The 15491-nt window shown below is 50.7% G+C and carries 9 protein-coding genes; 1 reads left to right on the top strand and 8 read right to left on the bottom strand.

Features of this window, described 5'->3' with window-relative positions; translation table 11 throughout:
* Positions 1–366: 366 nt before the first annotated feature.
* The gene (locus AC1DWB_RS03765; RefSeq protein ID WP_477539693.1) at positions 367–3690 is read right to left on the bottom strand and encodes an FIMAH domain-containing protein; all 3324 of its coding nucleotides are present in this window, start codon (positions 3688–3690) and stop codon (positions 367–369) included.
* A gap of 524 nt (positions 3691–4214) precedes the next feature.
* On the opposite strand from AC1DWB_RS03765, the gene AC1DWB_RS03760 reads away from it, so the two are divergent.
* The gene (locus tag AC1DWB_RS03760) at positions 4215–5606 is read left to right on the top strand and encodes an ABC transporter substrate-binding protein (RefSeq protein WP_477539692.1); all 1392 of its coding nucleotides are present in this window, start codon (positions 4215–4217) and stop codon (positions 5604–5606) included.
* Between the two features lie 74 nt (positions 5607–5680).
* On the opposite strand, the gene AC1DWB_RS03755 is transcribed toward AC1DWB_RS03760, so the two are convergent.
* The 7 genes from AC1DWB_RS03755 to AC1DWB_RS03725 form a co-directional block, all read right to left on the bottom strand.
* On the bottom strand, positions 5681–6694 hold the full coding sequence (locus AC1DWB_RS03755; RefSeq protein WP_477539691.1) for an FAD-dependent oxidoreductase: 1014 nt from the start codon (positions 6692–6694) through the stop codon (positions 5681–5683).
* Positions 6691–8646, bottom strand: a complete 1956-nt coding sequence (locus tag AC1DWB_RS03750) for an FAD-dependent oxidoreductase (protein ID WP_477539690.1) — start codon at positions 8644–8646, stop codon at positions 6691–6693. The genes AC1DWB_RS03755 and AC1DWB_RS03750 overlap by 4 nt, the downstream gene beginning before the upstream one ends.
* 65 nt (positions 8647–8711) lie before the next feature.
* Positions 8712–10286, bottom strand: a complete 1575-nt coding sequence (locus AC1DWB_RS03745; protein WP_477539689.1) for an extracellular solute-binding protein — start codon at positions 10284–10286, stop codon at positions 8712–8714.
* A 36-nt stretch (positions 10287–10322) separates the two neighbouring features.
* The gene (locus AC1DWB_RS03740; RefSeq protein WP_477539688.1) at positions 10323–11195 is read right to left on the bottom strand and encodes a carbohydrate ABC transporter permease; all 873 of its coding nucleotides are present in this window, start codon (positions 11193–11195) and stop codon (positions 10323–10325) included.
* A 10-nt stretch (positions 11196–11205) separates the two neighbouring features.
* On the bottom strand, positions 11206–12168 hold the full coding sequence (locus AC1DWB_RS03735) for an ABC transporter permease (RefSeq protein ID WP_477539687.1): 963 nt from the start codon (positions 12166–12168) through the stop codon (positions 11206–11208).
* A gap of 150 nt (positions 12169–12318) precedes the next feature.
* A complete protein-coding gene (locus AC1DWB_RS03730) occupies positions 12319–14130 on the bottom strand; it encodes a sensor histidine kinase (RefSeq protein ID WP_477539686.1) in 1812 nt (603 codons plus the stop codon).
* Positions 14127–15380, bottom strand: coding sequence for a helix-turn-helix domain-containing protein (locus AC1DWB_RS03725; protein WP_477539685.1), 1254 nt, complete (start codon positions 15378–15380; stop codon positions 14127–14129). The genes AC1DWB_RS03730 and AC1DWB_RS03725 overlap by 4 nt, the downstream gene beginning before the upstream one ends.
* Between the last annotated feature and the right edge of the window lie 111 nt (positions 15381–15491).

Raw genomic sequence — 15491 nt, 5'->3', positions numbered from 1 at the left:
TCTTGTTCATTATTTATTAACCACTTTTCGTTCAACTTAATGTGTTGCCTTTGAAAAAAGAAAAACCTGACTTATGGCCAGGTCCTTAGTGGTTGTGTTCAGTTTGGCGCGTGGGGAGGGAGTAAACAGGAGGTTCCACCCGCTGTTGAAATCGATTCCTTTGATTGAAATGTTGTCGTGGTTAGGAATCGGTTTCAAAGGCGGACGCTTCGCTTCTCCACTCTCCTGCTCACTCCCTTTTTGTTCTGCTTTCCTTCAAGGAGTTTCCTTTGTCCGTACGCTCCACGTACGGTTTTTACAGGTCGTACATCTTCTATCCGGTATTCGTATCTGCTTCAGGCAGATCCTCCTATTTTTAAGTTATGGCTATTTCAAAGAGTGCTTCCACTGCGTGATCAAGGCATTCACATCGGAGACCAATGCGCGCTTGACCTGCTCCGAAATGCGGCCGCTCAACCCTTTGTTATCAAGCGACTTCAGGAAATCATCTAAGTGTTTGATTCCTTGGTCGTAAAGACCTTGATCCTTAAAATGTTCGGCCTGCTGCAGCCGGTTCGTCAATTGGGCGGCGAGCGGATGGTCGAGCTCCCCGTTCGATTCATAATTCTGAATCAGTCTGGTCATCCACTCCGTATCCGCCGTCACCGTAATGGTGATTTTATTGGATTCCACGGTTACTCCTTTTAACGTCACTTTCACCCATACATTTGCCGTTCCCGTATCATATACGGCCGATGTGACGCTTTGCGGGGAGATAACCGCAGGATCGCTGCTGAAGTACTCGATGGATGCGCCCGTTAAATCCGCAGTTTCTCCCGTGTTCAGTTGACCGTAAACGCTTAAGGTTACCGCTTCCGTCCGTTTTAGACCGTAACGGTCTGCAGACAGTGTGACATGCTCGAGTTCAACCGGCACCTCTACGGTAACTTTGTTCGTCTGGACGGTTACTCCGTCAAGTGTAACCTTTGCCGAGATCTCGGCTGTTCCCGGCTTATGGGCGGTCATCGACCCATTTTGAACGGTTACTACATCCGGATTGCTGCTGAAGTATTGGATGGACGCCCCACCCATAATCGCATTTTTGCCGTTAACGAGCTTGCCGGTTACAGAAACCGGGGCTGTATTGCCTTTCCGCAGTGACGTGGGCGCTGCCAGCGCCGCTTCCTTCAACGGAACCGGCAGATGAACCAAGTACGAATCATTGGCTGTGGCGTAGTAGATGCTGCCGTCATCCGCCAATGTGAACAAATTGACGTAGCCGTTCACGAGCTGCTTGTATTCGAGCGTCTCCGGGTCGAATACGACCAGATATCTGCCGATCGTCGTATACAGAAGCCCGTCATCACTCCATTTCATGTAATAAGGCCGCCAAGTGCTGCCCGTTGCTCCGTTTTTGAACAGTTTGCTCTTCACAACCGTTTTCGTGGCGGGATTCATGGCGAACAGCGCATACGCGTTATTGTTTGCCGCATCTTTGCCGTACACGATGCCCCACAGAAGACCATCCGGACCGATCGATAGCGAACCGATCATAATCGGCGTTTGAACGCCCGGCACCTTCAAGGCGAACTCTCCTGTTTTCTTGCCTTGGGCAACGTCGAATTCGAACATTTTAGCTTCTGTTGCGGCAGGATCGATGCCGAGTCCGCCATAAATGGTGGTGCCGCCGTACAAGAAGCCGTCTTTGTGCGCGAGTCCGATGACGCTTTGGTCCTTCACGATGTCCGGGTACACCGACCAGGTGCCGGCTTGCTCGTCATAAACCGTCAACGCTCCCGCAAGCTTGCCGTAGTCGGCAATGGTTCCGATGAACAGCTTGTTGCCCGCCGAAGTAAACGCGAACGGTCGGCTTTGTCCGTCATCGATATCATGAATAATACCCGGATTGGTTCTGGAGTTGTAAGGCAGGCTGGGGTCATACCGGTAAATAACGGCGCCGCCGTAGATACCGAAATACACCTTTCCGTTCATGACGCCGATGCCCTCAATTTGGGCAGGCCCCAGCTCTTGACGTTCAAACGCGGCTTTCTCGGGATCGTAGATGCTCATGCCGGCCTGGTACCCGCCCATGTAGATTTTTCCGTCGGGACCTTTCTCCAGACTTTGCACATTCGCCCCTTGCTTGCTGACGCTGAGCGGTATGTTCACGATCGAGTGATCGGCCGGATCATAGATGGAATAGGACACCGGGCTTTGGACGATGGCGAGAACGGTCCGCCCTGCCTTTTCCCCGCTTGTTAGCGTCATCCATTTGTAGCTTTTCACACTGTTGTCGACTTTTATCCGCGGTTCAACGGGGTTAATTTCATTCGTACTCGTGTTATAGGTCCACAGTTCCGACGTATTTTTGTTGCGGAAATAAATTAAATTCGGGCTAAAAGGAGCAGGGGAGGAAATCATCCCGTCAAAGGTGGCGGCGTCCATCCAGCTCATCACTTTTTTCACGTCGTCGGTATTCTGTTCGTCCATAATCGCCAAGGAGGTTCCGTAAGCCATAAACAATAAACCGTTATACGACCATATGTTGGAGACGAACGTGTCCGCTCCTGTTGCGGGAGTTTGGATTTCCTGCTTCTCCAGCGTCTCCCTGTTGATGCGGATCAAGTGACCTACGGCACCGATACCCGCATAGTAGTATTTATCGGTGACACCGCCTCCCCGCACGTAGTCCTGGCCCGGATAGAGGGTGCCCAAGTCCTGGAACGTCCCGGAAGCGATATCATAAACGAACGCCTTGCTGTTCGGATACGTGGAGCCGAAGAGTTTACCGTCGCTGGTAGCGTCCAGATCCCACACCCATTTGTTGGATGGATTCTGCCCGAGATTCTCGACCCTCTTCTCTTTGGGAAGGTATCGGTAAAGAACCGCGTTTTGCGTGCCCGAAAAATACACATTGCCGTCCGAACCCATCGTCATGGCCCAGATGACATCCAACCCCGGCAACGACTCTTCATGCTTCACTTCGCCGGTCAAAGCATCCAAGGCATAAAACATCGCGGGGGACCCGCTCGGTCCAACATAGATTTCGCCGTCCCCAACCGCTGCCGCACCGGCATTGGAGGTGACGGTTGCAGGGCCCATCTTGACGGGAGCGCCGAATTCAAAAGGAAGCTGGAACGTTTTCTTCATCTGCACGGAAACATCGTCGTAATACAGCGTGCTTTTCGCCGCTACCGAAACGTAAAGCAGAATCTCCGCCGTTGCTGCCGGTGCCGGTGCGATTCCTTCAGCGTTCAGTTGATTCCATTGCTTGAGCGGCGAAGTCACGGATGCGGTCACGTCCGCTCCCGAGATTTGTTTGCCTGCGCTATCGTAGAAGCGCAAGTACATAATGGTGCCGCCGGACTCCAAGTATACGTTACTCTTGGCGGTATACGTGCATCCAGGCGTAACCGCGAACCGGTCGCTCGTGACACCCAGCGAGTTTGTGGTTGAGCTCTTGTCGATTTTCAGACTGGAGGTCCCGCTAAGGCTCTTCTCCTGCGAGACCTGAACGATGTTGCCAGTAGAGTTCGCCGGACCGTAATAGCTCCAATTCGGAATTTTGGTTCCCGTGACGGGCGCTTCAAACCCCGGATTGGCTAATGTAGGGGAAAGGCACTCCGCTGCCGAGGCGGCGGAAGAGAAAGCAGGGATAACCCCTAGACATAGACTTGCAGCAAGCACGAGAGCAAATACTCTTTTGATCATTATGAGTGGTCTCCTTTTTTTAAGCATCAAATTTCGGATTTTTTCTGTAAGCGGTTTCAAAGGGACTCCAACTGTTATTGCATGCAAAAAAAACTGGCCCTGCACCCCCCTCCTCCAGTTCTAGTTCATTTCTAGATCATACCGTACACCAAGTTTATGATACGATTCTCCGAAATTAGGCGTCAATGCTGCTATTGTCCTACTAATCGCAATTATCGCGCAAATCGTTCGACACCAATCTTTCCTTTATAACCTGCGAAAATCGCAACTTGCCTTCCTTCATGCCCTCTTTGGTTCCCGCAAAAAAATCAGAAGTCCTGAAAAGAATGGCTGATTTTGGCGAAAAATATCGCAATTTTATATGAACTAGATGAAAGACTGGTTCAGAAAGGGGCAGCGTTGTAGTTCACATTTGTGGAGCTTACGGGACTTTGGCACGTTGATTATCTATTCATTTTCATTTACATTTATTTGGTATGTATCATTTAGATCCATGTATTAAGCTTGGATGAGAGGTCGCAGATATGCAGAACAAGCCTAGTCGAACTACATTTCATATTAGATTAGAAGCCATGGTTCAACAATTGCGAGCCGACATTCGATCCGGCAAGCTAGCCGCCGGCACTTATCTGCCCTCGGAAGAGGTCCTGGGGAGACAGTTTCTGTTAAGTAAAAATTCCGTAAGAAAAGGGTTAGCGGCTTTAGTCGAAGAAAAAATAATCGTCAAGAAACCGAAAGTAGGAAACATGGTAACAAGCCCGGATGCAGGAAAGGAAAAGGTGGTAATCCGGTTTTGTTATTATTCCACCGCAGAACATGAGACAGGGATTTCCACGCTATTGGACAACTTCGAGCAGAACTATCCGCATATTCAAGTGAAGCGTCTAAACATACATTTCAACCAGTACCCGGAACAGGCCATGGAATTCATGAAAGACAATATGGTCGATGTGGTCATGCTGAACTATGGTACTTTTCGTTATTTCTACAATAACCACGCTTTGCATTTACTTGCGGAGCAGGTCGCTGATTCTCGCATTTATCCCTTTCTAAACCAAGCCTTTACGGTAGATAACACCCAATATGTAAAGCCATTTGTGTTTTCGCCGGTCATCCTGTGCTACAATAAGAAGCATTTTGATGAAGCGGGCTTGCCGGAGCCGGACAGCAGCTGGACGTGGAACGACTTTAGCCAAGCGGTTACCCGCCTGGCAGACGCAACTCCATCCCGAAAAAGGTTTGGTTTTCATTTCCATTTGTTGTCTGAAAACCGATGGCCGCTGTGGTTTCTTCAAACTGGCTTTTCCCTGCAGAAGAACCATGATGGAGCCTACTCTTTACAAAATGCCGTCTTCATGAAGAGCATGAACCTTGTTAAAGATTTGCTTACGCGGCAACAGGAGATCGCTTCGTTTACTTCGGAGAGCGATCTCGATACAGAACGCCTTTTCGCCGAAGAGAAAACGTCTATGATCTTAACGACATACTTCAACTTAAATAACCTTAAAGATGTCCCTTTTACGTACAATATTTCACCCTTGCCCTATACTACCAGCCCTCTTACATTGTTATTAAATATTGGACTTGCCGCCAGCAATCTATCCAGTCACAAGGATGAAGCTCAGCTGCTGATTGACTTCCTTACCTCCAAGGAAGCCCAGGAGCAAATTCGAAATGACACCCTTTCCCTCCCCAGCATGAAGGAAGTTGCCGAACAGGTACCTGCCCAACCGAAGAATGAACCTTCTAGATTTCAGATGTTTAGAGAAATTATTCCAACCTTTCGTTATTACACAGCCATGAATGTTGAGAGTCACCAGCTGAACCAGATGATCTACCACTTAAAATTGTATTGGTCCAATATGGACTCTCTAGCGAATGTGGTGACCGGTATAGAGCAAGCGTTAAATGAGTAGGGAGAGGGCTGGACGGTTCCTCCGCTCCGAGTTTCCGAACTACTTTCCAACACAGGAAAGTAGCCTCGATTCCGTTAATCGCTGCGTGCGAATCGGCTGACATGATATTGGGCCGCTTCCAGCGCCCACTCCGTAAGCAGCTTGAGTGCCGATCCCCCTTTATCCCATAGCGGCATCCCGTTCAGAGCCGCTACGCCCGCTTCCGTCCAACAGCCGACTCCGATTACCGAACCGTCCTCGCTGCCGATCCATCCGCTTTCCCGTACTCCGACCTCTCCGCCCGCTTTCGGCGTTACGACAAACTCAGGCGTTGACCAGCTTCTCTCGCTGACATGGAGCAGCGAACCAACCTGCAGCTCTTCCCGGCGTTTAACCTCATGAACCAGCTGCTCCAAAACGGCGGCAAAATGAAGTTCTCCCCGATGGGCGCCCGACTCGGAAGAAACGGCAGCCATGATGGACAATTCATTTTGCCAGTAAGAGGGTTCGATGCGGACTTCACAGTTCATATTGTGCAGCTGACAGCTGAATTTGGCCGGAAGTGCAGAATCACCCTCTTGCAAGGCCGTCAGTGACCAGAACGTGTGAATGCTTGCAGGGGCTGCCGGACGAACTCCGGTAAGTTCACGAATGAGTACAGCCTTGTCGCTGCAATCGACGACAGCGCTACATCCCAGATCGATTAACCCTTCACGTGTAGCAAGCTTTACACCCTCCAGCTTCCCGGCTTGTCCGCCGCTTGCCTGCTTCCGTAACAGCTGGACAGGCAGCGTTTCGAACAGAACGTCTATGCCTTTCTCTCGGACGAATACATCGGCAAGCAGTTGAGTCAGCACCGGCTCGAACCGGTCCTCCTTAACACCGTTATAACCTTCCAGCAGGCGAACCCAAGCCTGAAGCAGCGGATTGCGTGTGATCAGCTCCCTAGTGTCCTTTAGCGGCATCCGGGACAAACCGATCTCATGGGCCAGTGAGGTGCTGTCAGCAGCTATCGCCACCTTGTATCCATGCTCCGCCAGGGAGCGTGCATAGAACATAGCGGCTATGCCCCCACCGATCACAACGGTATCGTAATGCTCACGTCTCACCCTGCTGCACCTCCTTTCTGAATCATCGTATCCGGCAGCTGCTCCAGCTCCTGAAGAGCTTTTGCTGCCGCTTGTCTGACATATACCCGAGAATCTTTCATGTACGTCATACACATGTTGCAACCGCTTCGGTCTCCGTTCTTGACCAATATGCGTCCAACCCACAGCACCATATTCCAGCGAATGGATATGACCGCATTCTCCTTCTCGGTTAAGTATCCGTCACCGATCCCGGGTCTGCTCACCCACATCTTCAACCGGGTTGCTAACGCGTTCCTCTCATACTCACTTAGTTCCCCGCTCGCCAGGTAAATAAATTGCAACAGAAAGGTATGAATGCCGGCGGAATGGGTTTCCTCCAGCGCTGCCACGACATCGTCCAAGGCCGCCCTGCAGTTTAGCAAGCGCAACACCACAACGGCGGAGACCCACTTGGGAAGGGATCTTGCAAGCGGACCGCGTTCATCCTCTCTGTCGCGCAGCACCTGAAGCAAGAATGGCTCTGCCTCTTTGCTGCCAAGCAGCCCAAGAGCAAACGCGGCCGTTCTGCGCACCTTATGATCCTGGTTACCGTTCAGCAGCGCCAAGAGCGGCGCTTTGGCCGGACCGCCAAGCTGCATCAACCACCATACGGCCGCACCTTCTTCTTCCGTGCCCACATAATCGGCCAGCTGCTGAGCCATCACATCTGCCTGTTCTTCGTTAAGACCTCGAATCGACTCGGGAGATATCGGTATTCCTCCAAGCGTCCCCTCCTGCAGCATAAGATTTGTCGTTTCCGTTCGTGTTAAGTCGTCCGGCTTCAGCACGCCATGCTCAATCAGCTTTTGCTGAAGCGTTTCGATCGGGAGTTCCCTTGGCTCGACTCCCTTGATCGCGCTGCATGCGGCGGCGATACCTGCGGCCTCCCCGATCTTCTGGATATCCCTTTGCATCCGAACGCCCATGGATACCTCGCGATCCACTGAAAGCGCCCGGCTTGCCACGAGCAGGCTGCTTATCCCCTTGGGCAGCAAAGAGCGATAGGGCACATCGCACCAAAGGCTTCCCCTCTTGAACATGTCGAGCACGGCTAGCCAGATCTGGGCAAAGTCCGACTCGTTGCCCAAATCCCGGGCGTGCGTATCGTAATGCGAGCAGGAACGGGTAATAACGTCTTCAAATCTGCGGTCATATAAATAGTCGTCCAGCGTCATGACGTAATCTCCGATAATATGGCGGCCTTCTCTGACCCCCAGCTTCGGGGCCACGGAGATCAAATGTCTGCCAACCCCATTGCCTTTGGTCAAAAACGTAATCAGATGTGCCCTGCCCTCCATGTAAGCGGAGCTGATATCCTCCACGCTTAGCGAATGTACCCAGCCTGCATCGAAGTTCCGCAGGCTGATCTGGGGCTTCCCTGTCTTCGGATGATCGTCCAGGATGCGCGGCGTCAAGGAGTAAGCGTGCGAGACGCCGTCGAACGGTCTGCCAACCGTATAAGCGGCGCCGGCCGAAGCCGCAACATCCCCTTCGGACGTGCAATCAATCGTGACCTTCGCACGAATTTCCTTCAACCCGTCGGAGCCCGCAGCCTTAACGCCCACTACTCGACCTCCCTCCACGATTGCTTCATAGGCGATGTGCCCGAGCAGCACCCGAACGTTATAATCGCGGAGCATTTCGCTGTACACGGAGCGCTTGGCCTCCGGGTGGGACAAGGAATCGCGTCCGCCGAAAACTCGCTGCCGCGCCATGACCCTGCGGTCTACCTCGTCCTGCAGGCCACCCCGAGAGCCAAAATGATACCCGCTGATGTTAGCGCGGGTAGCGACTCCGCCGACAGCGTCGTCCATGTCTATAAGGAGCACACTCACTCTTTCCCGCGCTGCGGCAATCGCAGCGTTGCAGCCTGACGTCCCGCCGCCTACAACCAGTATATCTGCCGTTAATAGGGTCTTGTCGTTATGCATGAATTATCGATCCTCCTGCCTAAATAGATGGAGAGAGCACGGAAACGCGCTCCCTCCATCTTTGTTTATTTTCCGCCTTCCATCTTCTTGATATATTCGTTCATCTGTTTCATATAATCTTCGCCACCGTTTTTATACCAGCCGTTCAGCAACTCGTCGAACTTGGATACCGGCTCTTCTCCCATAATCATTTTCATCGTGGTTTGCTGCCATACTTTAGAGTAATCCAAGAAATTCGGCTTCTTGGCCGCATCGGGAACGAAAGCATTGTCTTTGGCCGGAACTACGGTTGCAATCGACTTTTCCAACCAAGGGACTACGAGATCCAGCTGTTCCTTTGACATGCCGACCGACAAGAAGAAGCTTGTGTCATTTGAGCGTCTCATGCTGGAGCGGCGGAAATGGGCGGCAGGCGCAGCCGGTTCCATAGCTGCTTTAACGCCGTTTTTAACCGTATAATCGATGCCTTCGTAACCGTCTCCCGTTTTCTCCCACATTTCATCGGAAATCCACGAGTTCAGGACGTCTACAATTTTTTGCGGATTTTTTGCAGCCGTGGTGATGCCCCAGAAGCCCCACAGCCCGGTTGAGGAGGCGCCCAGCGAACCGCCCTCCACTTTGCCTTGATCGTTCGTGACGAATACGTAGGCCAGCTCCGCCGACGGGCTGTTTTTCTTGATATCATTATTAAGGCCTACATAGTGTCCGGCAAAGCCCGGGTATACGCCCGTTAAGCCTCGGACGAAGCGCTCCCTCTGCTTAGCGGCGTCGTTCGTCGCGGAATCCGGGTCGAAATAGCCGTTCTTATACATTTTGGCGGAAAACTCGAGCGCTTTCTTGAAAGCGTCGCTTTTGCGGTCGTACATCGGATTTATGTACGGATACTCCCCACCCTTGGTGGCCTGCCACCCGGTAAGTCCGAAGGCGCCCGGCACGATAACCTCCAACATCTTATTGGAAGGATTGTAGCCTCCGCCATAGCCGTAGGTATCTTTTTTGCCGTTCTGGTCCGGGTCGTTATTCGTGAACTTGTTCAGGATTTCCTCGAATTGAGCTAAGGTGATTTCTCCGTTAGCCGGAAGCGTAAAGCCGATGTTTTTCAGCCAATCCTTCCGGACGTAGTAAGCATCGTTTCGTACGACCGAGGTGCGGGGGATGCCGTAAATTTTGTCGTCCTGCTTCACCCGAAGCTGGTCCCAGGAAGCTTTATACGTGTACTTTTGCAAATACTGCGCATTTTTGACGTATTCATTTACGGGCTTGATAATGCCGTCCTTGATTGCATTCTGGAAGCTTTGATCCGATGTATCGGGAAACATGACCACATCGGGATAATCGTTGGACGCAAGCATTAGTTTCAGGCGTTCATTATAACCGGTTGCCGGAGGCACCTCGAAAACCAGCTTGACGTTGTTTATTTTCTCTAGCTCGGCGATAAATCGCTTGTCGCTTTCCGTCTGCTCCGGTGTATTGTAGTTGGCCATGATCTTGATTGTAATCGGCTCCGACGGTTTGTCGGGCGTAGTCGAACTACTTGGTTGATTGCCTTGACTCTGCTGACCGGAGCTTTGGGAGCATGCCGCGAGGGAAGCTGCCAACACCGTAGAGCATGCGATGAGTATCACTTTGTTCCATTTCATATAAACCCCTCCTGTATTTATGTATCTGGACTCTTCTTAGCCCTTTACCGAGCCGAGCATGATGCCTTTGACGAAATATTTTTGCAGAAACGGATAAATGGATAAAATCGGAACCATGACAAGCATCAGCGTTGCATATTTGATCGTTTCGCTCGTCATCATTTCCTTCCCCATCTCCGCCGTGTTGGCGGTTTGGGCCAATGCGCTTGCTCCTTCGATGACTTCACGCAGATAGAGCATTAACGGCCAATTGTCGCTGCTGCGTATATAAATAATGGCGTTGAAGAAATTGTTCCAATAGCCGACAGCCGTAAACAGGCAAATTGTCGCGATAATCGGCTTCGACAGCGGAACGATAATACGGAACAGGATGTAAGGATCGGATGCGCCGTCTATACGAGCCGCCTCCTCCAGCTCCTCCGGAAGCGACTCAAAGAAATTTTTCATCAGAATCAGGTTGAACCCGCTAACCAGAGCCGGAAGCACGAGCGACGCCAACGTATCCAGCAGATTCAGAGAACGCATTAGATAATAGTTCGGAATGAGTCCTCCGTTGAACAGCATCGTAGCGATGATCATGAGCATCAAGACGCTTCGTCCCTTAAGCACCTTTTTGGAAAGCGGATATGCGGTTAGGATGTATAAACAAATTCCAATTCCGACACCGGAGACGGTCACAATAATCGTATTCAGGTAGCTGCGCCACAGCATCCCCTTCTTCATGATTTCCTTGTAGGCGCCTAGCGTAATGTCCTGCGGCCACACCATCATCGGATTATTGACGTAAGCGTTGTAGGAACTGAGTGAAACCGATGCGACATTCAAAAACGGGTATAGCATAACGAGACATACAATCGTAATCAGGATGTAGTTGACGACATCGAACAGTTCAAGTCTTGTGCGGGTCATATCTATTCACCTACCATAGTTGTTTTCCGAAGATGCGAGCAATCCGGTTCGCCAGCAGGATCATAGCCAAACCGACAACAGCTTTGAATAATCCAACCGCTGCCGCAAACGACATCCTGCCGTCAATAAGCCCGATCCGGTATGTGTAGGTCTCGAACACGTCAGCCACGTCGTAGGTAGATGGATTATAAAGCAGGAACACCTGCTCGAAGCCGTTGTCAAGTACATGCCCCATCTGCAGAACTAGCAATACCGTGATGGTGGTGGAAATACCCGGAAGCGTGATATAGCGGATTTGCTGGAATCGGGACGCCCCGTCAAGCTTGGCTGATTCGTATAACGAAGGGTCGATACCTGTCATCGCCGCCAAATAAATAATCGTTCCCCAGCCCGCCGATTTCCATATCTCTGCCGAGACTAGTATCGTTCGGAAATATTCCGGCTTCAGCAGAAACGATACCGGTTCGTTGCCCATCTCTTTAATGAGATAGTTAATCGGTCCTGTCGATGGTGATAAGAAATTGATCACCATCCCCGCCAGCACTACCCAGGAAATAAAGTGCGGCAGGTAAAGCACCGTCTGGCTGAATCGTTTGAACATCAAATGTCTCATTTCGTTCAGCATGACGGCCAAAATAATAGGAGCCGGAAAACCGAATAAGATCTGGTAGAAGCTCAGCACTAACGAATTTCTCAACACCTTGTAAAATTCGGCCGATTGAAACAAATAGTCGAAGTTCTCGAATCCGATCCATGGGCTGGCCCATATTCCTCTAACGATACTAAAGTCCTGAAATGCGATGAGGATGCCGAACATAGGCACATATTTGAAAATCATTAAATAGCTGAAGCCTGGAATGAGAAACAAATACAGCCATTTGTGCTTTTTCAGGTGACTGGATAAGGACCCGTATCTGACCTCCCTCCTCGTTCCGTTCAAACCCGCTGCTTCCGTCGCTTCTTGGTGGGACATGATATGCCACTTCCTCTCTTGTTGATTAAGCGGCTGATCTGTTCGTCCCGGTTCGAAACCGCTTACGGAACCTGCACTCTTATGTTAAATTTGAACGAGCATTCAAACAATCCCGCTGTCTTTACTTTTGAGGTGACAAAATTTATATCGCTATGAAAGTATTTTCATTTCCGGAAGGGTCAGATCGACAATGGTCCCCGCCCCCACCCTGCTGCGGATCTTTAATCCGTACTGCTCGCCGAAGGCTAGGCGAATTCGCTGGTTTACGTTCCTTAACCCAATGTGCTCGTTCTCCTGCAAATGCTCTCTCCGGAAGCTTTCATTGAGCTGCAGCACCGTGAGCGGCGGAATGCCGACACCGTTATCCATTACCCGCACGACAATCATATCCCCTCTCAGGAACATGCGAATCCGAATGATTCCCTGATTGGGGCTTTGTTTAATTCCAAAATAGATGGCGTTCTCCACGATCGGCTGCAAGACGAGCTTTACAATTCTGCACTCCAGCAGATTATCTTCCACGCGGATGTCCAAGCTGAACTTGTCCTTATAGCGAAGTTGCTGCATTTCCACATAGAGCCTTACATGCTCCATCTCCATGCGGATCGGGACAAGGTCTTCCTTCGTCTCGAGCGTCAATCGCAGCAGTGCCGACAAGGACAGCAGCATCTGCGAGGCTTCGTTCTTGCCATTCGTCAGCCTCATTACCTTCCAATTGATCGATTCGAGCGTATTGAATAAGAAATGAGGGTTAATTTGAGCCTGCAGCGCAATGGCCTGAGCCTTGCGTAAAAGCTCGTACTTCTCCTGCAACTGCACCTCGAAGCTGTGACTTTGATGGAACGAATCAGCCAGGTTGGAAAGGATATAGCCCGTTTCGTTCCAATGGTTCGACGGGACCTTGTTCAACATCATGAAAGGGTTCTTTTTATGCTCGATCAGGGATAGGATTTGTCGGATCGGGCGATAGCTTCTGACCGCGATGATAAAGGCGAGTATGATCGACGCAAGCGCGCTGACAGACAGCAGCACAACCATAAGCTCGATAATTCGGGAGCGTTCGGCATGATACGCCTGCAGCGGGACAACCGATACGTATTTCCAATTTTTGATCGAATTGGAGGTCATCGATGAAACAACCTGGTCTTGTCCGTCCAAGCTGATAATCCGAGAAGAGAAGCCTCCCTCCAGCAGTTTGTTCAAATCAGGATCGGTCTCCGCAAGCGTGCGGTTCAATTTCGCCCCATCACCGCTGTACATAATGCGACCCTGCCCGTTCAACAGCAGAATGCTTTGCTGTTGGGGGGAATGGTCGAGCAGGGCTCTCATACTGTTCATATTCATATTGATAGACACGGCTCCGCCGTTATTGCGCTCCGTAATGCTCGGCGACACCTGATTGACGAAGCTCAGCAGGTTTACTTTTCCGCTTGGCGCGCGACTGGTAACCCAATAAAAGGAGCTATCTGACTTCTCCTTATAAATGTGCGGCCATCGGTCATAGTATTGGTCCGATAATGTGCCGCCGGAACCGGCTGTAATCAGATAATCGTTGAAAGCCGAGTATAGAAAGATGGAATCGATATACGAGCTGGTAAGCTTCACCATCTGCAGCACCTGCTGAATACGCAGAATCATTTGCGCCTCCGCATACGTGAGCGGCGAGGATAGCTGCTTGTTTTGAAACGCTTCGACGTCAGGGTCCGACTTCAGCCTGACGGATAGTTGCTCCGCGTCGAATAAAATCATATCGACGGAATCTCTTGTCCTCCCTAGCTCGCTAAGCGCGGATCGCTCGATTTCCGCTCGCATATCGGCATCGTTATGGGTATAGACGATCAGGCTGATACTAACCAGCGGCACGATGATGAGCAGCATGATCAGAACGAAGTTATGCCATAAGATGCTGTTGAATCTGTACTGCCTGATGTAGCTCCAAACATCCGCCATCGCTGTTTTCATAGCTGTGCCCTATATTCGGACGGCGTTAATCCGGTCTGCCGCTTGAACAACTTGTGAAAATATTTCGTGTTCTGGTATCCAACGAGAAAACCGATCTCATACACCTTATATTTGGGGTCCTTCAAATAATCCATCGCCTTTCTTATCCTCACGTCGATGACATAATCCGAATACGTTTGTCCGGTCTCCTGCTTAAAGAGTCTGCTGAAATAAGCCGGATTCAACCCGACATGCCGTGATACCTCTGTGAGCGACAAATCCATCTCGAAATGCTCCTCGATAAACTGCTTGGCGTGGCGAATAATGACCCGTTCATGCTCCGGCTCGACGATCGGCAGAGATTCCTCATCCGCTGCGCGCACCTCCGTCTGTGCAGCACAATCTTGGATCAGCTCCAGGAGGCTGTTATACAGCTTCATCGTGACAAGTCGGATGGACAATCCGAGCAGGGAGGATAAGGCACTCTGCGTTTGCAGGAAATACTTTTCGGCTTTTTTCTGAAAGTCATCACGGGAGCAATCGATCAGCGAATTGGCGACGATGACGAAGCGATAGCCCTCCTGATGGAGGCACGTATAGTGAATCTGATCCCGATCTTTCGTAATGGCGACGCTTAATGCCTGGCGATCTTCCGGCTTTCGCTCCGCTAGTGGTTCCCCGGAATTGCTGGACCAATCCACACTCATGATACAGGCGTGTCCTTCGGACGGATTGACAGCAAGCCCCAACTGGCGCAGTTTTCTGCCAAGCTCCGCAAGATCATGCGTCCAGCCGCCTCCGAACAGCATGTTGAAGAAAAACTGTTCCATCAACAGCTGCTTGAGCGTTTTGACGTGCTGGTTTTGTTTCAGTTGAAGCTCACACTCGAGCTTTTCTTCCTCCAATTCCTTGGCCAGCCGCCGGAAAACGCCTACGACTTCATCCAAATCGGTAGGCTTGAGTAAATAATGAACCACATTATAGCGAATGGCTTCTCTGGCCAGGGAGAATTCCTGAAAACCGCTCAGCACGACGACTTTGGCGGTCAATTTGTTGTCATGGACGAAACGCGCGATATCAATACCGCTGGCGAAAGTCATCTTTATATCGGTCAGGATGACATCCGCTCCATGCTCTTCTAAAAAACGAATGGCATCAGCCCCGTCTGAAAGCTTCGCCTCCACCGTATAGCCTAACCCGGTCCAATCTATCATCTCTGCTAAGCCGTCTCTGATCTCTTCCTCATCATCGACGATAATGAGTTTATACATCTCGTCTCCCCCTTACATTGCAAATCAATTGAAAGCGTTATCATCGTATAATCAATCCTTTAATTATAATAGCGACCTTCAATCGCAACAAGGCAACAGTTTTTACATTTA

The organism is Paenibacillus sp. P4_E11, assembly GCF_056401635.1.
This window is presented reverse-complemented; position numbering and strand designations above follow the sequence as displayed.